Origin of the sequence: Pseudomonas qingdaonensis (assembly GCF_018398475.1) — a bacterium.
GTDB classification, from domain to species: domain Bacteria; phylum Pseudomonadota; class Gammaproteobacteria; order Pseudomonadales; family Pseudomonadaceae; genus Aquipseudomonas; species Aquipseudomonas palmensis.
Genome location: NZ_CP074676.1, coordinates 1,006,324 through 1,026,246 on the forward strand (window position 1 = coordinate 1,006,324; position 19,923 = coordinate 1,026,246).

Below are 19,923 nucleotides of genomic sequence, written 5' to 3' on the forward strand. Positions count from 1 at the left end.
TGACGGTATACTCGCGGCCTGTTCCGTCTATATCCGAGTATCGTCATGGGTCTTTCTCTCTCCGCGGCGCCTGAGCGCCGTCTCGGCGCGCCACTGGTTGCGCTGTCATTGCTGGTGGTCGGCGCCGTCTTTCTGAATGCCAGCGTGGGCATCAAACAGGTGCTGCTGCTGATCGTCGGCGCCGCCCTGGGCCTCACGCTGTACCACGCCGCGTTCGGCTTCACGTCCGCCTGGCGGGTGTTCATCAATGAGCGCCGTGGCGCCGGCCTGCGCGCGCAGATGGTGATGCTGGCTATCGCCGTGCTGCTGTTCTTTCCGGCCCTGGGCGCCGGCACGCTGTTCGGCCAGCCGGTGACCGGGCTGGTGGCGCCGGCCGGGGTGTCGGTGGTGTTCGGTGCGTTCATCTTCGGCATCGGCATGCAGATGGGCGGCGGCTGTGCCTCGGGCACCCTGTTCACCGTGGGCGGTGGCAACGCGCGCATGCTGGTGACGCTGCTGTTCTTCATCATCGGTTCGGTAACTGCAACCCACCACGCCGACTGGTGGTTCGCGCTGCCGTCGTTCCCGGCCACCTCCGTGGTGCAGACCTTTGGCGTGGCCCCCGCGCTGGTGCTTAACCTGGTGGTGTTCGGCCTGATCGCCTGGGGCACGGTGGTGCTGGAGAAGCGTCGCCACGGCGCCCTCGAGGCCCCGGCAGGCAGCCAGCATGAGGGCCTGCGTCGCTTCCTGCGTGGCCCGTGGCCGCTGGTGTGGGGCGCGATCGGCCTGGCGCTGCTGAACTACGCGACCCTGGCACTGGCGGGCCGGCCCTGGGGCATCACCTCGGCGTTCGCCCTGTGGGGCGCCAAGACCCTGAGCGGGCTGGGCGTGGACGTGGGCAGCTGGGCGTTCTGGCAGATGCCGGGCAACGCCAAGGCGCTGGCTGCACCGCTGTGGGAGGACGTGACCACGGTGATGGACATCGGCATCGTGCTGGGTGCGTTGCTGGCAGCAGGCCTGGCCGGGCGCTTCGCGCCGAGCCTGAAGATTCCGCTGCGCTCGCTGCTGGCCGCGGTGATCGGCGGCCTGCTGCTGGGCTACGGCTCGCGGCTGGCGTATGGCTGCAACATCGGCGCGTACTTCAGCGGTATCGCCTCGGGCAGCGTGCATGGCTGGCTGTGGCTGGTGGCGGCGTATGCCGGCAACGTGGTGGGGGTGCGGATTCGCCCGCTGTTCTTCGTGGCTGAACGCAAGAGCGTGGCAGCCAGCGGCGGCTGAGGCTGGCGGTACTGCATGGGAACCGGCTCGCAGTAGCCGGTTTTTTCATGCCCGCCCGTTACTGCGAATAGGCGCGCGGTGTACGGGGAGCAACTGACCGCTGTCGTACTGTTGCACTGCGAACAGTTGGCCAACACTTTGTTGCCGTGCATCCAGCCATGCCGCTTTCTGTTGTGCGTAACTAATTGATTTATAGGTGAAATTCAAGTGGCATGGGTTGTGCTATCTCACGGGGGACTCTGTGTACTCATCGAGATAGACCATGACTGCCACCCCTGTTTCTGCCCACTACGACATCCGCCAGCCGGATGCCCACGTCATCCGTGACGATGCCGAAGCCATTGCCATTGCCCATCGGGTTGCCGCGCTGCTGCGCGAAGGCGCGTCCGAGCGCGACCGCAGCCGCCAGGTCCCGGCCGACGTGGTGGATGCGTTCTCCAACAGCGGCCTGTGGGGCATCACCGTACCGAAACAGTACGGCGGGGCGCAGGTGTCCTTCGCCACCCTGGCCGAAGTGATCGCGATCATCTCCGCCGCCGACCCTTCGCTGGGGCAGATACCGCAGAACCACTACTGCCTGCTCGAAGACATCCGCCTGCAGGGCAGCGAAGAGCAGAAGCGCTTCTTCTTCGACCTGGTGCTGGCCGGGCACCGCTTTGCCAATGCGCTGTCGGAAACCGGCGGCAAGAACGTCAAGGAGATCCAGACCCGCATCGTGCCCCATGCCGATGGCTACCGCATCGACGGGCGCAAGGGCTACTGCACCGGCTCGTTGTACGCGCACTGGCTGGGGGTGCTGGCGCTGGACGCGCAGGACCGCTCGCAACTGGCCTTCGTGCGCCGCGATACCCCGGGCCTGGTGATCGTCGATGACTGGGACAACATCGGCCAGCGCACCACCTCCAGCGGCACGGTGCTGGCGCAGGAGCTGATCGTGCCGGCGTTCAACCTGTTTCCCACCTACCGCTCGTACGAAACCCCGACCCTGGCCGGCCCCTTCGCGCAACTGACCACCGCCGCCATCGACGCCGGCATCGGCCGTGCGGCGCTGGACGACGCCATCACCTTCATCCGCGAGCAGGCCCGCCCGTGGATCGATGCGGGCGTGGAGCAGGCCAGCCAGGACCCGCTGACCATCGTGCAGATCGGCGCGCTGGAGATTCGCCAGGAAGCCGCCGAGGCCCTGCTGGAGCGCGCCGGCAAGGTGCTCGACCGGGCCAGCCTGGCCCCCGACGAGGACTCGGTGGCCCAGGCCTCGGTGGCCGTGGCCAAGGCCAAGGTGCTGACCACCGAAGCGGCGATCGAGGCCAGCAACCGCCTGTTCGAGCTGGGCGGCACGCGCTCCACCCAGGTGCGCCACAACCTCGACCGGCACTGGCGCAACGCCCGCGTGCACACCCTGCACGACCCGGTGCGCTGGAAGTACCACCTGGTGGGCAACTGGGCCTTGAACGGGGCCAAGCCACAGCGTCACGACTGGAACTAGGCCGCCACCATGCCCAAGCAGATACGCCTCAATGCCTTTGCCATGAACACCGTCGGCCACCTGTCGCCGGGCTTGTGGCGCCATCCGCGTGACCAGGCCACGCGCTACACCGACATCCACTACTGGACCGAGCTGGCCAGGACCCTGGAGCGCGGCAAGATCGACGGGCTGTTCATCGCCGATGTGCTGGGCGCCTACGACGTGTACGGCGGCAACGCCGACGAGGCGCTGCGTACGGCTGCGCAGGTGCCGGTCAACGACCCGCTGCAGCTGGTGCCGGCCATGGCCGCCGTCACCGAGCACCTGGGGTTTGGCGTGACCGCCTCGGTGTCGTTCGAGCAGCCGTACCCGTTTGCCCGGCGCATGTCCACGCTCGACCACCTGACCCGTGGCCGCGCCGGCTGGAATATCGTCACCTCGTACCTTTCCAGCGGGGCGCGCAACCTTGGCCAGCGCGAGCAGCTGTCGCATGACCAGCGCTACGCCCTGGCCGAGGAGTACCTGCAGGTCTGCTACAAGCTGTGGGAGGCCAGCTGGGAAGACGACGCCGTGCGCGCCGACCGCGCCAGCGGGGTGTATGCCGACCCGGCCAAAGTGCACGGCATCGGCCACCAGGGCGAGTTCTTCCAGGTGCCGGGCTTTCACCTGTGCGAGCCTTCGCCCCAGCGCACCCCGGTGCTGTACCAGGCCGGTGCCTCGACGCGCGGCAGGGCGTTTGCGGCGGCCAACGCCGAGTGCGTGTTCGTTGCTGCGCCGAGCAAGACGGTGCTCAAGAACCAGGTGGCGCAGGTGCGCGCTGCGGCGGTGGCGGCCGGCCGCGCACCGGGCGATATCCTGGTGCTGGAGCAGCTTACGGTGATTGTCGCCCCCACCGATGAACAGGCCCTGGCGCGCCTGCGCGAGTACCGCGAGTACGCCAGCGCCAGCGGTGCGCTGACGCTGATGTCGGGCTGGACCGGCATCGACTTCGCCCAGTACCAGAGCGACCAGGTGCTGCGCGAAGTGCAGAGCGATGCGATCCAGTCGGCGGTGGAAGCCTTCACCCGTGCCGACCCCAGCCGCACCTGGACCACCGCCGAAATTGCCGACTATTGCGCCATCGGCGGCGACGGCCCGGTACTGGTGGGCTCGGCGCAGACGGTGGCCGACCTGTTGCAGGAATGGGTGCAAGAGACCGACGTGGACGGCTTCAACCTGGCCAGCGTGGTGGCCCCGGAAACCTTCGAGGCGGTGGTCGATCTGCTGGTGCCCGAGTTGCAGGCCCGTGGCCTGTTCAAGCGCGATTACGCCCCGGGCACGCTGCGCAACAAGCTGTTCGGCGCAGGTGACCGGCTGGGCGCGCCGCACCCGGCCGCCGCGCTGCGCAGGGGCGCTGGGCAATGAGCGAGCTGCTGGCCCATGTCAACTGGCCCGAGGTGGGCCAGGCCTGCCTCGACACCTTGAGCATGCTCGGCGTAGCGCTGGGTTTCACGGTGCTGATGGGGCTGCCGCTGGGGGTGCTGCTGTACCTCACCGGCCAGCGCCAGTTGCTGGCCTCGCCGCTGGTGTACCGCGTGCTGTCGGTGGTGGTGAACGTGCTGCGTTCGATGCCGTTCATCATCCTGCTGATTGTGCTGATCCCGCTCACCCAGGTGGTGGCCGGTACTTCGCTGGGCGTGCCCGGCGCCATACCGCCGCTGGTGATCGGCTGTACGCCGTTCTTTGCGCGGCTGGTGGAAATCGCCCTGCGCGAGGTCGACCGCGGCCTGGTGGAGGCCACCCAGTCGATGGGTGGCAGCACCTGGCAGATCGTATGGCACACCGTGCTGCCCGAGGCGCGCACCGGCCTGATCGCGGCGGTGACGGTGACCGCCATCGTGCTGGTGGACTACACGGCGATGGCCGGGGTGGTCGGCGGCGGCGGCCTGGGCGACCTGGCGATCCGCTTCGGCTACCAGCGCTTCCAGACCGACGTGATGGTGGTGACCGTGCTGCTGCTGATCGTACTGGTGCAGGTGCTGCAGGTGAGTGGCGACCGCCTGGTGCGGCGCTTCACCCGGCGTTGAATTGTGTTTCCCGTCAGCGGCAGCCGGGTTTCGCTGCCGCCGGCCCACGTATCCCACGGCGGCCAATGTTCTACCTGTTCAGGAGCAAGCCCATGAAGAAGACCCTGGCCGTACTGGCCGCCGTGCTGTCGCTGTCGGCGCACGCCAACGAGAAACTGGTGGTGGGCGCCACCCCGGTGCCGCATGCCGAGATCCTCGAGTTCGTCAAACCGGCGCTGGCGGCCGAAGGCGTGGACCTGGACATCAAGGTGTTCAGCGATTTCATCCAGCCCAACCTGCAACTGGCCGAGAAGAACCTGGACGCCAACTACTACCAGTACCGGCCGTTCCTCGACGAATTCAACGCCACCCGCAAGACCGACCTGGTGCCGGTGGTGGGCGTGCACATCGAGCCTTTCGGTGCGTACTCCACCCGCATCAAGAGCATCGCCGAGCTCAAGGACGGTGCCAGCGTCGCCATCCCCAACGACCCGGTCAACGCCGGGCGTGCCCTGGTGCTGCTGCACGAAGCCGGGCTGCTCACCCTCAAGGACCCGAGCAACACCCTGGCGACCCAGCGCGACATCGCGGCCAACCCAAGGCACCTGAAGATTCGCGAACTCGAAGGCGCGCTGCTGGCCCGTGCGGTGAACCAGGTGGACCTGGCGTTCGTCTTCGCCAACTACGCGCTGGAGGCGGGCATCGATACCAGCAGCGCGCTGATCGTGGAGAAGGGCAAGGACCTGTACGTGGAGTACCTGGTCGCACGCCCCGACAACATCGATGACCCGCGCATCCAGAAGCTGGCCAAGGCGCTGAACTCGCCACAGGTGCGCGACTTCATCCTGACCCGCTACAAGGGCCAGATAGTGCCCGGCTTCTGAGCCCCGGTGGCCCGCGCTGGCGACAGCGCGGGCCTTGGTCGAATCGCATCCTTCGCAGGGCAGGCCTTGATCCATGGTCAGTTTCAATCAACAGCCGCTGGCAGGCGCCGTGCATATCCGCCTGGTGGGGCTCGGCAAGCAGTACCCGGGGCGCGAGCGCACTGTGCATGCGCTGCGCGACATCAACCTGGAGATACGCCGGGGCGAGGTGTTCGGCATCATCGGGCGCAGCGGCGCGGGCAAGTCGTCGCTGCTGCGTTCGCTCAACCGCCTGGAGCAACCCAGCAACGGCCAGGTGCTGATCGACGGCGAGGACATCGCCGGCTACGACACCGCGCAACTGGCCCGCCAGCGCCAGCGCACCGGCATGATCTTCCAGCACTTCAACCTGATGTCGGTGAAAACCGTCGGCGAGAACATCGGCCTGCCGCTCAAGCTGGCCGGCATTGGCCGCGCCGAGCGCGAGCGGCGGGTGAGCGAGATGCTGCAACTGGTGGGCCTGGAGGACAAGCGCGATGCCTTCCCCGCACAGCTGTCCGGTGGCCAGAAGCAGCGCGTCGGCATCGCCCGGGCGCTGGTGCTGCAGCCCGACCTGCTGCTGTGCGACGAGGCGACCTCGGCGCTGGACCCGCAAAGCACCCAGTCGATTCTGGCGCTGCTACGCGATATCAACCGGCGCCTGAACCTGACCATCGTGCTGATTACCCACGAGATGGAAGTGATCCGCGAGCTGTGCGACCGCGTGGTGGTGCTGGAGGCGGGCGAGGTGGTGGAGCAGGGCGAGGTGTGGCGGGTGTTCGGCTGCCCGTGCCACGAGGTGACCCGCACCCTGCTGCGCACCCTGCACCCTGGCGGCGCCCATGACCTGGCCCCAGCCAGCGCCGGCGACTGGCTGCTCGACCTGCATTACACCGGGGCCCGTGGCCAGGCGCCGGAGCTGAGCGCGATCAGCGCGGCACTGGGGTACCCGACCCACCTGGTGCAGGCCAATATCGAGCGTATCCAGGGGCGTATCCTTGGCCGTCTGCGCGTGCGCGTGGAGGCCCCTGAACAGGTGTGTGCGCAGGTGCTGCAGCAGGCCCGCACAGTGGCCGACAGCGTCGAGCGGGTGGCCGCACGGGCCTGAGCCGACCCGCCTGCACCGGGTAGCCCGGGCCCTGCCCGTTACTGGCTGGCGGCGGGCCTGGCCTGGCCGGCACGCACGTCGAAGGCGCCCCCGGTGAAGGCGCCATCCACCGTCACCTTGCTTTTGCCGGGCAGCAGCGGGAACACCAGTTCGGCGAAGCGGTAGGCTTCCTCCAGGTGCGGGTAGCCCGACAGCACGAAGCGGTCCACGCCCAGGGCGACGTACTCCTGCAGCCGTGCCGCCACCGTGGCCGGGTCGCCGACCAGTGCGGTGCCGGCGCCGCCACGCACCAGGCCGACCCCGGCCCACAGGTTGGGCGAGACTTCCAGTCGGTCGCGGCGCCCGCCGTGCAGCGCGGCCATGCGCCGCTGGCCTTCGGAATCCATGCTGGCGTAGTTGGCCTGTGCGGCGGCGATGGTGGCCTCGTCCAGGTGGCTGATCAGTTCCTCGGCCGCCGCCCAGGCCTGTTCACTGGTTTCACGCACGATCACATGCAGGCGCACGCCAAACTGCACCGTGCGCCCGTGGCGGGCGGCACGGGCGCGCACGTCGGCGATCTTTTCGGCCACCGCGGCGGGTGGCTCGCCCCAGGTCAGGTAGGCGTCCACATGCCTGGCCGCCAGCTCGTGCGCGGCGGCTGACGAGCCACCGAAGTACAGCGGCGGGTAGGGCGTCTGCACCGGCGCGAAGAAGTTCTGCGCGCCCTCCACCCGCAGGTGCTCGCCGTGAAAGTCGACCCGTTCGCCACTGAGCAGCTGGCGCCACACGGTGAGGAATTCGTCGGCGGCGTCGTAGCGCTGGTCGTGCGCGAGAAACACGCCATCGGCGGCCAGCTCGGTGGCATCGCCGCCGGGCACCACGTTGAGCAGCAGGCGTCCGCCGCTGGCCTGGTCGAGGGTGGCGGCCTGGCGCGCCGACGCGGTGGGGTTGCCCAGCGAGGTGCGCAGGGCCACCAGCAGCTTGAGGCGGTGGGTCACCGGCACCAGGCTGGCGGCGGTGACCCAGGGGTCGAGGCAGCTACTGCCGGTGGGGATGAGAATGCCGTCATAGCCGAGGTTCTCGGCGGCCACGGCAATCTGGCGCATGTAGGCGTTGGTGGCCGGGCGCCCGCTGGCGGAGTGGCCGAGGTAGCGGGTGTCGCCGGAGGTGGGCAGAAACCAGAAGATATCGAGGCTCATGGTGGGGTGCTCGTTGCAGGAAGAATGGGCCACCGCCCCGGCCGGGACGGCGTGCAACGCAAGGTGGGTGAAGTCGCTGCTTGCTTGGGCAAGTCTGGGTCAGATCGACAGGTTGATGACGCGTGTGGCGTTCGGCTCCGGTGGCGGCTGGCGCTTGTTCACCACCAGTTCGCCGATGCGGATCAGCAGGGCACGGGTGACGTTGCGGCTCAGGCCCAGCAGGCGCGCGGTGTGCACCTGGTTGTAGTGGCAGAAGCGGTAGGCACTGCGCAGCAGCGCCTCCTCGACCTTTTCATGCAGCGCGCCGTGCTCTTCTTCGAACAGCTTCTGAAACGCGCGCTGCAACAGGGCGTTGGCGGATGTGTCCGGGGCGGGTGTGCCCTCGGGTCGCTCGATGCGCAGGTTGGACAGGCGCAGGTCGTCCTGCTGGATCACGCCGTCATGGCAGATCAGCAGGGTGTGGTGGATGACGTTTTCCAGCTCGCGGATGTTGCCCGGCCAGTCGTAGCTGGCCAGCTTGTGCTCGGCCTCGCTGCTCAACTGCACATCGCCATAGCCCAGGCGGGCGCTGTAGCTGGCCATGAAGTGGCGGGTCAGCGGCAGGATATCGCCGGGGCGCTCGCGCAGCGGGTGCAGCTGCAGGCTGACCACGTTGAGGCGGTAGAACAGGTCTTCGCGAAAGTGCCCGGCGTTGATCGCCTTTTCCAGCTGCACATTGGTGGCGGCCAGCACGCGCACGTTGATCGGGATGCTCTTGCGCGACCCCAGGCGCACCACTTCGCGCTCCTGCAGCACACGCAGCAGCTTGACCTGGATGGCCATCGGCAGGTCGCCGATCTCGTCGAGAAACAGCGTGCCGCCGTCGGCTTCCTCGAACCAGCCGGCCTTGGACGCCAGGGCGCCGGTGAAGGCGCCCTTTTCGTGTCCGAACAGTTCGGCCTCGACCAGCGACTCGGAGAACGCCCCGCAGTTGACCGCCACGAACGGCCCTTGGTGGCGCCGGCTGAGGTTGTGGATATGTCGCGCCACCAGCTCCTTGCCCGTACCGGTTTCGCCAATGATCAGCACGCTGGCCTCACTCGGCGCGACCTGCTGCAGGTGGGCGAGCAGCGCCTGCGACCTCGGGTCTTCGAACACCTGTGCGGTGGCCCTGATCGAGGTGGCCAGGGTTGGCGATGGCGGGAGCGTCAACAGGTGCATGGGCAGCCCTCAGGAGTAGAAGGACGGGGCGGGCACCGTCCGGTTCAGGGCCCAGTCACCCAGCTCGTGGACCTTGTAGTCCACCGGGTCGTGCAGGGTCTGGGTGCGCAGGTTGCGCCAGTAGCGGTCGAAGCGCAGCGAGGCATGCGTGGCGCGCGCGCCGGTCACTTCGAACAGGCGGTTGCACAGGTCCAGGCCGGTGCGGGTGGCCGCCACCTTGGCCGCGGCGATGGACAGCGCCAGCTGCCCGCGCTCGTCGCTGCTCAGCGTGGGGCCCTTGTGCCAGGCTTCGTCGAGCTGGTTGCAGGCGCGTTCGGCCAGCAGCCGAACGCCTTCCAGGCCCACCCAGAAGTCGCCGTAGTGGCGCAGGATGTACGGGTCTTCGCTGACGTGCCGGGCGTTGGACTTGAACCACGGTCGCCCTTCCTTGAGCGTGTACTGGCGTGCCTCTTCCAGCGCACCTTCGGCGATGCCGAGGAAGATGTGCGCAAAGTGCAGTTGCGCGATCAGCGGGCGCAGGCAGGCGAACGGAGTGCTCAGCGGGCCGGGGTCGAGCAGCAGTTCGGATTCCTCGACGCGCACGCGCTCGAAGGTGGCGCTGCCGCTGTCGGTCTGGCGCTGGCCCATGTTGTTCCAGTCGCCATGCAGGGTGATGCCGGTACGTGCCGTGGGGATGGCGGCGATCAGCAACTTGCCGCCGGCGCTTTCATCCACCGCCGAGGCGATCAGCATTTCCGAGTCGCTGGCGCCGGAGCAGAAGCTCTTCTTGCCCGAGAATTCGCGCCAGCCGTCGTACTTCTTGACCACGGTGCGGGTGTCGAGCGGGTTCAGGGCGTTGCCCCAGAACCAGTTCTTGCGGGCGGTCTGCTCGAACCAGGGCTGCCACTGGTCGGGGCTGGAGAACAGGCGCACGGTGGCCAGCATCAGGTGCTGGAAGCCGAACACGTGGGCGATGGAGCTGTCGACCCGGGCGAACTCTCGCACGATGTTCAGGGTTTCGCCCCAGCTGGCGCCCATGCCGCCGAACTGCGTGGGAATGCTCAGGGCCAAGAGGCCGCTGTGGCGAATGGCGTCACGCTCGGCCTTGGGTGTGCCGCCGCGCTCGTCGCGTTCGGCGGCGGTCAGTGCGAACTCGGCGGCCAGGGCGCGCGCGGTCTGCAGCGGGTTGAGCAGGGTGGGTTCCGGTTGCTTGGCACTCATGCGGTCTGCGCCTTGGGCAGCACATCGTTGGCGATCATTTCGCCGAACGGCCCGGTCAGGTTGGTGACGCCGCGCCCGGCCAGACTGGCGTAGGGTTCTGGCAGCAGCGGGAACACCAGCTCGGCGAAGCGGTAGGCTTCCTCCAGGTGCGGGTAGCCGGAGAAGATGAAGCTTTCGATGCCCAGGTCGGCGTATTCCTTGATGCGCGCGGCCACCTGTTGCGGGTCGCCCACCAGCGCGGTGCCGGCGCCGCCCCGTACCAGGCCCACACCGGCCCACAGGTTGGGGGCGATCTCCAGCTGGTCGCGGCGACCGCCGTGCAGGGCAGCCATGCGCCGTTGGCCTTCGGAGTCGAAGCGCGCGAAGGACTGTTGCGCCGCGGCGATGGTGTCGTCGCTGATGTGCGCGATCAGGCGGTCGGCGGCCTGCCAGGCCTCTTCGGCGGTTTCGCGCACGATCACGTGCAGGCGGATGCCGAATTTCACCGTGCGCCCGTGCCTGGCGGCGCGGGCGCGCACATCTGCGATCTTCTCGGCGACGGCGGCGGGCGGTTCGCCCCAGGTGAGGTAGACGTCCAGCTGTTCGGCGGCCAGGTCATGGGCGGCGTCGGACGAGCCACCGAAGTACAGCGGCGGGTAGGGCTTTTGTACCGGTGGGTAGAGCGCCTTGGCGTTCTCGACCTTGAAGTGCTTGCCCTCGAAATCCACCGACTCGCCTTGCAGTACGCGGCGCCAGATACGCAGGAACTCGTCGGTGACCTCGTAGCGTTCGCTATGGCTGAGGTGGATGCCGTCGCCGCGGTTCTCGTCGGGGTCGCCGCCGGTGACCACGTTGATCAGCAGGCGCCCGCCGGAGAGGCGGTCCAGGGTGGCGGTCATGCGCGCCGACACGGTGGGCGAGATGATGCCGGGGCGTATCGCCACTAGGTAGCGCAGGCGTTCGGTCAGCGGCGCCAGGGCCGAGGCGACCACCCAGGAGTCCTCGCACGAGCGGCCGGTGGGGATCAGCACGCCGTGGTAGCCCAGGCCATCGGCGGCCTGGGCGATCTGCTTGAGGTAGTTGAGGGTGACCGGGCGCGCGCCGTCGCTGGTGCCGAGGAAATGACCGTCGCCGTGGGTGGGCAGGAACCAGAACACGTTCACCGTTCGGCCCCGCTGGCGAGCTTGCGCTGGCTGTGGGCGTGGGCGGCGAAGAACGGTGCGGCACGCTCGGCGGCCAGGCTGACACGGGCTTGCAGCACCGGGCTGCTGACCTGGTAGTTCTGCAGGTCGCCTTCGCTGCCATACACGCCGATGGGCAGGGTCAGCGCCTGGAAGAAGCTGAACAGCGGGCGCAGCTGGTGGTCGATCACCAGCGCATGCAGCGGGCTGCCACCGGTGGCGGCCAGCAGCACCGGGGTGTCGATCAGGCTGTCCTGGCCCACCAGGTCGAACAGGTGCTTGAGCAGGCCGGGGTACGAGCCGCGGTAAACCGGCGAGGCGACGATCAGCAGGTCGGCATGCTCGATGGCCTGCAGCTGCTGTTCGACCGTGGCCGGCAGTTCGGCGCGCGACAGGGCGCCGCCTACCGGGCGGGCGATCTCGCTCAGCTCGATGAGCTGGGCGTCGATGTGCAGGTGCTTGCCCAGCTCGGCGACGATCGCCTCGGTCAGTGCCAGGGTGCGTGAGGGGCGATAGGCGCCGCCGGAAACGGCGACGACCTTGAGTGCTGCGGTCATGTGTGCGTCCTGTGGTGTGGCCCTGCGCTCAGAGCGTTACCCAGGCTTGAGCAAGAGCCGTACCACTGTCGCAGGCCCCGTTTTTGCTGGGCCTGGCGCGGTAGTGAGGTGGCAATGGTGTTGGTGCGGGAGGTTTTTGTTGGCTGGCTGTTGCTGGGGCAACAGTTGCTGGGCAGACAGTTGGCTATCTGTGTAGGCCTGGCGCGCTACTGCTTGGGTTGCAGCGAATCGTGTTGCATCAACTTGCCGCGTTGGCGAAGTACTGGCTGGGCGCCGCGCCCAGCACGCGCCGGAACACACTGGTGAACGCACTGGGGCTGCTGTAGCCAAGGTCCGTCGCCACCCGCGTGATCGCCTCGCCATTGCCCAGGCGCACCACCGCCGCCATCAGGCATGCCTGCTGTCGCCATGCCACGAAGCTGATGCCGGTGTGCTGGCGAAACAGCCGGGTGAAGGTGCGCCGGCTCATGCCCACCTGGCGGGCCATGTCATCGATCCCTGTATCCAGCGAGGGCTGTGCCAGCAAGTGCTGGCAGGCCCGGGCGAGCCTGGGCTCGCTGGGCAGCGGTGCATTCAGCGACAGCGCCGGCATGTCGGCAATCTCGTGCAGCAGCAGGTTCATCAGGTAGCCCTCGCGGCTGCCTTCGGCATACAGCGCCGGCACATCCCGGGCGCCCAGCAGCAGTTGGCGCAGCAGCGTCGACACACCGAACACCTGGCAGTGTTCGGGCAGGCCGAGGCGGGTGGCGGCAGGCTGGCGCACATAGGTGTTCAGCATCGTCACCGGGCCGTTCATGCTCATCTCGTGGGGCACGCCTGCGGGCACCCAGATGGCCCGCTGCGGCGGCACCACCCAGTTGCCCTGGCGGGTGAACACCGTGATCACCCCGCAGGCCGCATACGCGAACTGCCCGCGCTGATGGGTATGCAAGGCAAAGTGCTGCCCGTCGTCATAGTCGTTGGCCGTGACCACGGCGTCGCGGGGGGTGTGTTCATAGGGGTCGATGTCGATTTCGCGCATGGCCCGAATTTAATGATCTATGACCTGATAGTGCAAGCGAGCCAGTGTGCTCATTGCGCATAGTGGCGCCCTGACTTTCGGGATAGGTACGCCATGCAAAAGAAACATCTGGCCCTGGCCGTGCTGGTGACGGCGATGTGGGGGTTCAACTTTCCCATCACCAAGCTCGGCCTGGCCGCAATTGACCCGCTGCTGTTGACGGCGTTGCGATTCACCCTGGCGGCGTTGCCGTGGGTGTTCTTCATCCGGCGCCCGGCGGTCGGCCTGGGCTGGGTGGCGGCATACGGGTTGATCTTTGGCGTGGCGATGTGGGCGTTGATCAACCTGGGAATCGAGCTGGGCGTGCCGCCGGGTACGGCGGCGTTGCTGGTGCAGTTCAGTGCGTTTTTCACCCTGGGTTGGGGCGTGTTGCTGTTTCGCGAACGCCTTGGCGTGGGGCAGGGCGTCGGGGTGGGGCTGGCAGTGCTGGGGCTGGTGTCCATCATCGGTGGCAGGCCCGGCGATGGCTCGGTGGTGGGTTATGGCTTGTTGCTGGTGAGTGCGTTCAGCTGGAGTGTGGGCAATGTCATCATCAAGCGCTCGAAGGTGCGCGAGATGTTTGCCTTTGTGGTGTGGGCGAGCCTGTTCGCACCGCTGCCGCTGGTGCTGCTCACCTGGCTGATGCATGGCACCGCGCCGTTCACCGGTGTGGCTGCGCAGGTGGGGTGGGTGGCGGTGTTTTCGCTGGTGTTCCAGGTGTATGCGGCGACGCACTTCTGTTACTGGGGGTGGAACCTGCTGCTGCGCGAGTACCCGGTGTCGAAGGTGGCGCCGTTGTCGTTGCTGATCCCGGTATTCGGGGTGGCAGGGTCGATGGTGCTGCTGGGGCACCGGGTGGATGCGCACGAGGCGGTTTCGATCGGGTTGATTCTGGCGGCGCTGGGGGCGGGGTTCGTGAAGTGGCCTGGGCGGGCGCATTCGCCAGCAAGGCTGGCGCCTACAGGGGAGCGCGAGACGGTGTAGGCGCCAGCGTTGCTGGCGAAGGGAGGTGACATGCTCTTGCAGCTGCAATAGCTGGAGGTTTTTTAACCTTGGGAAATGTACCGCTTCAAATCAGGAATTGTCTTGTTCCAGAGGCATGCGCAAGCGCCCATCGTATTCCAGTTGCTCGTTCGAAAGGCGAGCGATTCACCGGCAGTCTGGTAAGCATCCAAACTTGATCTTGCTTGCCAGCCTGTATCCGTAGGGATACATTCAGGGCCTGATGTGATCTATTCCATAGAACAGACTTTGGCATTCAGCGGCTGGCTTCTGGCGCTACGCGATGTGCGAGCGAGGATCGCCATTGGTCGACGCATCGAACGTGCGCTTGCGGGCAACTTGGGGGATACGAAGGCGGTTGGTGATGGTGTTTCAGAGATGCGCATCGATTCCGGCCCAGGCTATCGGGTGTACTTCACCGTGCGTAGCGGCGTAGCAATCTTGTTGCTGACAGGCGGGGACAAGTCTTCTCAAGCAGCAGATATCCGGATGGCCAAGCGGTTGGCCAAAGAGGTTTGACCATGAGCGTTACATTGATTCCATTCGACATGGCGGCACTGCTTGATAGTGATGAAGCCATCAGCGAGTACTTGTCTCAGGTGCTGGCAGAGGGCGACAGCGACGAGCTTTTACGTGCAATAGGGTACGTGGCCAAAGCGCGCGGAATGTCGCTGGTTGCCAAAGAGACTGGATTGGGAAGAGAGAGCCTTTACAAGGCCTTCGCGCCAGGCGCCAAGCCTCGTTTCGATACGGTGCTGAAGGTGATGCATGCGCTGGGAATCGAACTCTGTGCGCGCTCGCATCGAGGGGCTTCGGTGTAGGTTGATTCTGGAATGCTTCAGCGACTTTTTTGTCTGGAAACAACTTCTGAGCTGCCTGTATGGCAGCCCAGAAAAATCACCGTGTCCTCAGTGAATCGCCTCAGAGTGAACGCTGAAGAATTCAGCGGAACACTGCTGCTCGACCTACCGTTTGGGGGATAGCAATCCCCAAGCCCTGGTGGCGGGTAGCCCGCGCCAACCGGTGAGGGCACTGATCGCTACTGCACCGGATCACTCACCGGCTTGGCAATGATCGCCTTGAGTTCACTGGTCATCGGGAACTCGAGGTTCAAGCCTTTTGGCGGGATCGGCTGCTCAAACCAGCGCTGGTAGATCCCGTTGATCTCCCCCGAGCTGTACAGCTCGCCCAGTGTCGAATTCACCAGTGCGAGGAATTGCGGATCGTCCTTGCGCACCATGCAGCTGTAGATTTCCCGCGACTGCTCCTCCCCAACCACTACCCACTTGTGCGGATCGCGAGCCTTGGCGCGCTCGCCGTAGAGCAACGCATCGTCCATGTAGAACGCCGCTGCCCGACCGGACTGCAACAGCTGGAAGGCTTCGCCGTGGTCCTTGGCGCTGATCACGAACATGTCGATCTTGTTATCGATGTTGTAGCTCTTCAGATAGCGCTCGTTGGTGGTGCCGGCGGTGGTCACCACGTTCTTGCCGCGCAGGTCGGCGAAGCTCTTGATCCCACTGTCGTTGGCGGTCAACAACTGGCCTTTGACGTAGATGAAGCCGTAGGAAAACGCCACCTGTTTTTGCCGCTCAGCGGTCACGCCGGTCGAGCCACATTCCAGGTCGACCGTGCCGTTCTGCACCAGCGGAATGCGGGTTTGCGAAGTCACCAGGTTGTACTTGACCTTGAGCTGGGGCGCCGCGAGCTTTTGCTGCACGCGCTCGACGATCTTGTTCGCCAGGTCCACCGAGTAACCCATCGGTTGACCCGAGTGATCGCCCACGTAGGAGAAGGGCACCGATGCATCGCGATAACCCAGGGTAATGCTGTTGGTACTGGCAATCTTGCTCAGGGTCGGCCCCAGCGAGGTTTCTTCAGCCTGCACTTGAGTGCCGAGCAATACGCCCAGGGTGCAGCCGAGCAACGTGATTTTTTGCATTGTTATTCTCCGTTGTGGGTGATGGATTGCTTAGCGGCGGGCCGCGATAACGCTGATTTCGACTCGCACCTGCGGGCGGGCCAGCTCGGCCTGCAAGGTCGTGCGACTCGGTGCCTGGCCAGGCGACAACCAGTCCGACCATACGTAGTTCATCGCCGCGAAATCCTCACCAATGTCCTTCAGGTAAATGGTCGCGCTGAGCAGGTGATCCTTGTCGCTGCCCGCCTCGGCCAACAGTGCGTCGATTTTTGCCAGCACCTGGCGAGTCTGGCCAGCGGCGTCGGTGGCATCACCCGGTACTTGGCCGGAGAGAAACACCAGGTCGCCAAAGGTCACGGCAGCGGACAAGCGTGGATTGGTCTGGATGCGGCTGATGGTCATCGGATAGTCCTTCTCTTGGGTAATTTCAGGCCACACGGGGCGCAAAGCCCTGCAGATCAATGGAGGGGCGGCGCTGGCCGATCAGCTCGCTGAGCAACTGCGCACTGCCGCAGGCCAGGGTGAAGCCCAGGGCACCATGGCCGAGATTGAGCCACAGGTTGCGATACGCCGTTGCGCCCAGCAGCGGCACGCCGCTAGGGGTCGCCGGGCGCATACCGGCCCACTCGATGGCCTGCTCGTAGTCGCCGGCATTGGCGAAGGTGTCACGCGCCTGGCGCTTGATCAGGGCCAGCCGCTTGGGGTCCAGCGCCGGTTCAAAGCCGACGATGTCGACCATGGCCGCTACCCGCAGTTGCTCGCCGATGCGGGCGTAGACGATCTTGCGGTCATAGTCAGTGATGCTCAGATCCGGGGCCCGGTGGTGGGCGCCGATCGGCACGGTGAGGCTATAGCCCTTGAGCGGGTACAGGGGCAGGTGCACCCCTGGCAACGTCAGCAGTGGGCTGCGATGGCCGGCGGCAATCACCAGATGCTCCACTGGCAGCACTTCATCCCCCAGTTCGATTGCGCTCACCATGCCATTGGCCTGGCGAATACCGGTCACGGCCTGGCCCAGGCGGAACTCGCAACGGCCCGAGGCCCGCAAACGCGCCGCCAGTTGCTGGCAGAAGCCGTGGCAGTCACCGACCTCTTCATCGGGGGTGTAGATCGCGCCAACAAAGGGGGCATCGGCCAGCGCCGGGTCCAGGCGGGCGCAGTCGGCAGACGACAGCACCTGCTGTTGCTGGGGGGCGGCCAGCCTGTGGCGGGCGTGCTCGAAGCTCGCGGTGTTGCGAAAGGTCACCAGCTTGCCATTGCGCCGCCAGTGGAAACCGTCCAGGGCATCGTCTTCGCGCCAGGCCTGCAGGGTGGCCTGGCTGAACAACGCCAGGCGCAGCAGGTGGGCTGCATTGGTGCGGTTGACGGAGGAGCGACAGGCCCCCAGAAAGGACGCCATCCAGCGCCACTGCGCCGGGTCCAGGCGGGGGCGCAGCTTCAACGGTGAGTCACCGCGCAGCATCCAGCCGATGGCCTGCAATGGCACGCCGGCATCGGCCAGGGGCGCCACGTAGCGATAGGACAACTGGCCGCCATTGGCAAAGCTGGTTTCACTGCCCAGCGAATCCCGCGCCTCGACCAGGGTCACCTCAACGCCATCGCGCACCAGTGCGTAAGCCGTTGCCAGGCCAATGACGCCGCCGCCGATGATGCATACACGCTGAGCCATGTCATTCCTTAGCCGTGGTTGAGACGAGACCGAGGTTAGAGCCAGGTGACAGGCGCCGAACAATGAACAAAGATGGTCATCCCATAAACAAAGGTTATGGACTCGCCATGCGCCTTCGCCACATCGAGATCTTCCAGGCCATCCGCCAGACCGGTTCGGTCAGCGCTGCCGCGCAGCTACTGCATGTCTCCCAACCCGCCGTGACCAAAGTGCTGCAACACGCTGAGCAGCATCTGGGTTTCCCGCTGTTTCTACGGGTGCGCGGCAAACTCCAGGCCACCCCGGAAGCGCTGGAGCTGGAGCGTGAGGTCGACAAGGTCACCGAAAGCCTGCAAGGGGTGCGACGCCTGGCCCAGAGCCTGCGCCGTGAGCCGGGCCACAGCCTGCGGATCGGCGCGACCCCGGCACTGGCCCTGTCGTTGTTGCCGCCGGCCATTCATGAATGGACGCAACGTTATCCGGAGATCGCCTGCGAGCTGTCCAGTGCCCATAGCCGCGAGCTGGTGCAGAACCTGCTGATGCGCGAAATCGATGTCGCCCTGACTCTGCAACTGCCCGATCATCCGGGGCTCAAAGCCCAGGCGCTGGCCAGTGGGGTGTTGGTGGCGTTGGCGCCGGTCGGTTACTGGCCCCAGGAGGAAGAAGGCCAGCCGCTGCCGCTACAGGCCCTGGCCGACGCGCCGCTGATCGGGCTGTCCAGTGCCGACCCGCTGTCGGCCCGCCTCGACAGCTATCTCGAGGCGGTAGAGCCGCCGCCACGGGTGAGCATCGCGGTGCAAACCTATTCACTGGCCAGGGCGATGGTCGAATCCGGTGCAGGGCTGGCGGTGATCGATCCCTTCACCGCCCTCAGCGCGTCGCCTGGGGCCACCGCCATTCGCCCCCTGGCTCCAGCGTTGCCGATCACCCTGTACGCGGTGACCCGCGCTGCCGAACCGCCACCGCATACACTGGGCGAGCTGCTGACGATCTTCAGCACTCGTGCGCAGGGGCAATTGGATTGTTGGCGCTGAAGCGTTGACTTGCCAGGGAAGGGGATTAAACCCCAGAGACTAAAAAGCCCGCAGTCAGTGGGCTTTATGGGTGTTGCGTAGTCGTCGTTGGACGGCTATGTACATCGAAATAGTAATGGGTTTGGAAGCCATTCGGTAAGCACATCCAAAACAGAGTTGGGCTGTGATAAGCGATGTGTTTTCCACCGCATACGAAAAACCGTAATTGCTACATTAGAGCGTGCAGATGTAAAAAATCTTGTCATCATTTCATGGGTAGGTCATAAAGCAGAAGGTTTGTTGCGGATGACTGTTGACAGGTATTCCGAAGGAAAGCACTTGAAGAACTCGCATACAAGTTCCAGTCTTAAATATATTGCATCCCCGCGATGTTGGAATGCTGGCGTTTAACTATTGCTCAAATGGTGATAGCATTTTGCCTTACCAGCAAGACTTGGCTCTCGCGATTCAACTGAATGGATAAGGAAAAAATGGAAAAAATTAAAAGCTTTGTGTTGGCATCGTTGGTTGCCGCTTTTGCGTGCACAGCATCAGCAGAAACCTTTGAACACGTCGAGCTTGATAAAGACAGAAGAAGCGTTGAGTATTCTGGACCTATCAATAAGACAATCAGTGCGATTAAAGAACGTAAATGGCTAGGACAAACCAAGGCTATGGATGGTGGGGTCGTGTTCACCCCTTATGTGAATCCCCAATTCGGTAAGAACAATACTGAATCCGGGGGTGCCATTATGGTGACTGCTACATTCTATCTCTATGACAAGCCAGTCAAAGAAGCGTTGATGGTTGCACGTCAAAGTCAAATTCCCGGTTTTGTTGAGTTTTATGGCTATGATTCAAGGGAGCTTCAAATGCATATAAGAATGGTTGACGATGACACCTTTCAATCGTTCGCAAGTGATACGCAATATCGCTCTCCTGAAAAGTTGAATACTTACAAGAAAGTCGACAGTTTTAATAAGAGTAATTACAAGAGCGAGTTGAAGTCTGCCTTGGATGATGGCACTGTTTTTTGAAATGTGTAAACGACAATAAAGCACATCAGTGTTTTTGTTGATTTGAGGTCGATGAAGAGAAGATAGACCGCGTTCGTATAATGGTCGATAACTATCAGGCTGCCCTTCAAGGTGGCCTTTTCAATGCCTGCTATACAGTTGCCAAGCATTGTTGAATGCTTGATTTGTTCGGTCTTTTAATTTCGATGACA

General features: G+C 65.0%; 20 protein-coding genes. 11 read left to right on the plus strand and 9 right to left on the minus strand.

Annotation, left to right across the window (positions count from 1 at the left end; all coding sequences use genetic code 11):
* The first annotated feature begins 45 nt into the window (after positions 1 to 45).
* From KH389_RS04500 to KH389_RS04525, 6 genes are all read left to right on the plus strand, one after another.
* Positions 46 to 1,257 (plus strand): YeeE/YedE family protein, encoded by a 1,212-nt coding sequence (locus KH389_RS04500; protein WP_058541398.1) that lies wholly within the window; start codon positions 46 to 48, stop codon positions 1,255 to 1,257.
* Positions 1,258 to 1,519: 262 nt separating this feature from the next.
* A complete protein-coding gene (locus KH389_RS04505) occupies positions 1,520 to 2,743 on the plus strand; it encodes an SfnB family sulfur acquisition oxidoreductase (RefSeq protein WP_043864434.1) in 1,224 nt (407 codons plus the stop codon).
* 9 nt (positions 2,744 to 2,752) lie between these two features.
* Positions 2,753 to 4,126, plus strand: a complete 1,374-nt coding sequence (locus KH389_RS04510; protein WP_213606959.1) for an LLM class flavin-dependent oxidoreductase — start codon at positions 2,753 to 2,755, stop codon at positions 4,124 to 4,126.
* Positions 4,123 to 4,788 carry a methionine ABC transporter permease gene (locus KH389_RS04515; protein WP_054916316.1) on the plus strand — a complete coding sequence of 222 codons (666 nt, stop codon included), beginning with the start codon at positions 4,123 to 4,125 and terminating at the stop codon, positions 4,786 to 4,788. The genes KH389_RS04510 and KH389_RS04515 overlap by 4 nt, the downstream gene beginning before the upstream one ends.
* Before the next feature lie 92 nt (positions 4,789 to 4,880).
* Positions 4,881 to 5,651 (plus strand): MetQ/NlpA family ABC transporter substrate-binding protein, encoded by a 771-nt coding sequence (locus KH389_RS04520; protein ID WP_213606960.1) that lies wholly within the window; start codon positions 4,881 to 4,883, stop codon positions 5,649 to 5,651.
* 73 nt (positions 5,652 to 5,724) lie between these two features.
* Positions 5,725 to 6,777, plus strand: a complete 1,053-nt coding sequence (locus KH389_RS04525) for a methionine ABC transporter ATP-binding protein (protein ID WP_058541401.1) — start codon at positions 5,725 to 5,727, stop codon at positions 6,775 to 6,777.
* A gap of 38 nt (positions 6,778 to 6,815) precedes the next feature.
* Here KH389_RS04525 and ssuD (KH389_RS04530) read toward each other — a convergent pair whose 3' ends face one another.
* The 6 genes from ssuD (KH389_RS04530) to KH389_RS04555 form a co-directional block, all read right to left on the minus strand.
* Positions 6,816 to 7,955 (minus strand): FMNH2-dependent alkanesulfonate monooxygenase, encoded by a 1,140-nt coding sequence (gene ssuD, locus KH389_RS04530; RefSeq protein ID WP_043864439.1) that lies wholly within the window; start codon positions 7,953 to 7,955, stop codon positions 6,816 to 6,818.
* 99 nt (positions 7,956 to 8,054) lie between these two features.
* Positions 8,055 to 9,155 carry a sigma-54 interaction domain-containing protein gene (locus tag KH389_RS04535; RefSeq protein WP_210014181.1) on the minus strand — a complete coding sequence of 367 codons (1,101 nt, stop codon included), beginning with the start codon at positions 9,153 to 9,155 and terminating at the stop codon, positions 8,055 to 8,057.
* Between the two features lie 9 nt (positions 9,156 to 9,164).
* Positions 9,165 to 10,355 carry an acyl-CoA dehydrogenase family protein gene (locus KH389_RS04540; RefSeq protein ID WP_213606961.1) on the minus strand — a complete coding sequence of 397 codons (1,191 nt, stop codon included), beginning with the start codon at positions 10,353 to 10,355 and terminating at the stop codon, positions 9,165 to 9,167.
* Positions 10,352 to 11,497: an FMNH2-dependent alkanesulfonate monooxygenase gene (gene ssuD / locus KH389_RS04545; RefSeq protein ID WP_043864442.1), complete on the minus strand. Its 1,146-nt coding sequence runs from the start codon at positions 11,495 to 11,497 to the stop codon at positions 10,352 to 10,354. Before ssuD (KH389_RS04545) ends, KH389_RS04540 begins: the two co-directional genes overlap by 4 nt.
* Complete coding sequence (gene msuE / locus KH389_RS04550; protein ID WP_043864443.1) at positions 11,494 to 12,072, minus strand: FMN reductase; 579 nt, start codon at positions 12,070 to 12,072, stop codon at positions 11,494 to 11,496. The genes ssuD (KH389_RS04545) and msuE overlap by 4 nt, the downstream gene beginning before the upstream one ends.
* Before the next feature lie 238 nt (positions 12,073 to 12,310).
* Complete coding sequence (locus tag KH389_RS04555; RefSeq protein ID WP_213606962.1) at positions 12,311 to 13,093, minus strand: AraC family transcriptional regulator; 783 nt, start codon at positions 13,091 to 13,093, stop codon at positions 12,311 to 12,313.
* A 93-nt stretch (positions 13,094 to 13,186) separates the two neighbouring features.
* On the opposite strand from KH389_RS04555, the gene KH389_RS04560 reads away from it, so the two are divergent.
* The 3 genes from KH389_RS04560 to KH389_RS04570 all read left to right on the plus strand — a co-directional run bounded on the left by KH389_RS04560 (position 13,187) and on the right by KH389_RS04570 (position 14,934).
* Positions 13,187 to 14,095: an EamA family transporter gene (locus tag KH389_RS04560; protein WP_213606963.1), complete on the plus strand. Its 909-nt coding sequence runs from the start codon at positions 13,187 to 13,189 to the stop codon at positions 14,093 to 14,095.
* A 246-nt stretch (positions 14,096 to 14,341) separates the two neighbouring features.
* Positions 14,342 to 14,632, plus strand: a complete 291-nt coding sequence (locus KH389_RS04565) for a type II toxin-antitoxin system RelE/ParE family toxin (protein ID WP_371917311.1) — start codon at positions 14,342 to 14,344, stop codon at positions 14,630 to 14,632.
* A gap of 2 nt (positions 14,633 to 14,634) precedes the next feature.
* Positions 14,635 to 14,934 (plus strand): addiction module antidote protein, encoded by a 300-nt coding sequence (locus tag KH389_RS04570; protein ID WP_043864447.1) that lies wholly within the window; start codon positions 14,635 to 14,637, stop codon positions 14,932 to 14,934.
* Between the two features lie 218 nt (positions 14,935 to 15,152).
* Here KH389_RS04570 and KH389_RS04575 read toward each other — a convergent pair whose 3' ends face one another.
* From KH389_RS04575 to KH389_RS04585, 3 genes are read right to left on the minus strand one after another with little or no spacing between them, the layout of a single operon-like run.
* The gene (locus tag KH389_RS04575; protein WP_043864448.1) at positions 15,153 to 16,055 is read right to left on the minus strand and encodes a transporter substrate-binding domain-containing protein; all 903 of its coding nucleotides are present in this window, start codon (positions 16,053 to 16,055) and stop codon (positions 15,153 to 15,155) included.
* Positions 16,056 to 16,085: 30 nt separating this feature from the next.
* Positions 16,086 to 16,436: a RidA family protein gene (locus KH389_RS04580; protein ID WP_043864449.1), complete on the minus strand. Its 351-nt coding sequence runs from the start codon at positions 16,434 to 16,436 to the stop codon at positions 16,086 to 16,088.
* A gap of 25 nt (positions 16,437 to 16,461) precedes the next feature.
* Positions 16,462 to 17,703, minus strand: a complete 1,242-nt coding sequence (locus KH389_RS04585) for a D-amino acid dehydrogenase (RefSeq protein WP_213606965.1) — start codon at positions 17,701 to 17,703, stop codon at positions 16,462 to 16,464.
* A gap of 107 nt (positions 17,704 to 17,810) precedes the next feature.
* On the opposite strand from KH389_RS04585, the gene KH389_RS04590 reads away from it, so the two are divergent.
* Together KH389_RS04590 and KH389_RS04595 are read left to right on the plus strand one after the other, a co-directional pair.
* Positions 17,811 to 18,716 (plus strand): LysR family transcriptional regulator, encoded by a 906-nt coding sequence (locus KH389_RS04590; RefSeq protein WP_213606967.1) that lies wholly within the window; start codon positions 17,811 to 17,813, stop codon positions 18,714 to 18,716.
* A 455-nt stretch (positions 18,717 to 19,171) separates the two neighbouring features.
* Entirely contained in the window at positions 19,172 to 19,732 is a 561-nt protein-coding gene (locus KH389_RS04595) for a hypothetical protein (RefSeq protein WP_143516664.1), read from the plus strand.
* The last annotated feature ends 191 nt before the right edge of the window (positions 19,733 to 19,923 follow it).

Excerpts from the sequence above, each read along its gene's own strand:
- KH389_RS04500 (WP_058541398.1), top strand. The coding sequence starts at position 46 with ATGGGTCTTTCTCTCTCCGCGGCGCCTGAGCGCCGTCTCGGCGCGCCA.
- KH389_RS04505 (WP_043864434.1), top strand. The coding sequence starts at position 1,520 with ATGACTGCCACCCCTGTTTCTGCCCACTACGACATCCGCCAGCCGGAT.
- KH389_RS04510 (WP_213606959.1), top strand. The coding sequence starts at position 2,753 with ATGCCCAAGCAGATACGCCTCAATGCCTTTGCCATGAACACCGTCGGC.
- KH389_RS04515 (WP_054916316.1), top strand. The coding sequence starts at position 4,123 with ATGAGCGAGCTGCTGGCCCATGTCAACTGGCCCGAGGTGGGCCAGGCC.
- KH389_RS04520 (WP_213606960.1), top strand. The coding sequence starts at position 4,881 with ATGAAGAAGACCCTGGCCGTACTGGCCGCCGTGCTGTCGCTGTCGGCG.
- KH389_RS04525 (WP_058541401.1), top strand. The coding sequence starts at position 5,725 with ATGGTCAGTTTCAATCAACAGCCGCTGGCAGGCGCCGTGCATATCCGC.
- ssuD (WP_043864439.1), bottom strand. The coding sequence starts at position 7,955 with ATGAGCCTCGATATCTTCTGGTTTCTGCCCACCTCCGGCGACACCCGC.
- KH389_RS04535 (WP_210014181.1), bottom strand. The coding sequence starts at position 9,155 with ATGCACCTGTTGACGCTCCCGCCATCGCCAACCCTGGCCACCTCGATC.
- KH389_RS04540 (WP_213606961.1), bottom strand. The coding sequence starts at position 10,355 with ATGAGTGCCAAGCAACCGGAACCCACCCTGCTCAACCCGCTGCAGACC.
- msuE (WP_043864443.1), bottom strand. The coding sequence starts at position 12,072 with ATGACCGCAGCACTCAAGGTCGTCGCCGTTTCCGGCGGCGCCTATCGC.
- KH389_RS04555 (WP_213606962.1), bottom strand. The coding sequence starts at position 13,093 with ATGCGCGAAATCGACATCGACCCCTATGAACACACCCCCCGCGACGCC.
- KH389_RS04560 (WP_213606963.1), top strand. The coding sequence starts at position 13,187 with ATGCAAAAGAAACATCTGGCCCTGGCCGTGCTGGTGACGGCGATGTGG.
- KH389_RS04570 (WP_043864447.1), top strand. The coding sequence starts at position 14,635 with ATGAGCGTTACATTGATTCCATTCGACATGGCGGCACTGCTTGATAGT.
- KH389_RS04575 (WP_043864448.1), bottom strand. The coding sequence starts at position 16,055 with ATGCAAAAAATCACGTTGCTCGGCTGCACCCTGGGCGTATTGCTCGGC.
- KH389_RS04580 (WP_043864449.1), bottom strand. The coding sequence starts at position 16,436 with ATGACCATCAGCCGCATCCAGACCAATCCACGCTTGTCCGCTGCCGTG.
- KH389_RS04585 (WP_213606965.1), bottom strand. The coding sequence starts at position 17,703 with ATGGCTCAGCGTGTATGCATCATCGGCGGCGGCGTCATTGGCCTGGCA.
- KH389_RS04590 (WP_213606967.1), top strand. The coding sequence starts at position 17,811 with ATGCGCCTTCGCCACATCGAGATCTTCCAGGCCATCCGCCAGACCGGT.
- KH389_RS04595 (WP_143516664.1), top strand. The coding sequence starts at position 19,172 with ATGGATAAGGAAAAAATGGAAAAAATTAAAAGCTTTGTGTTGGCATCG.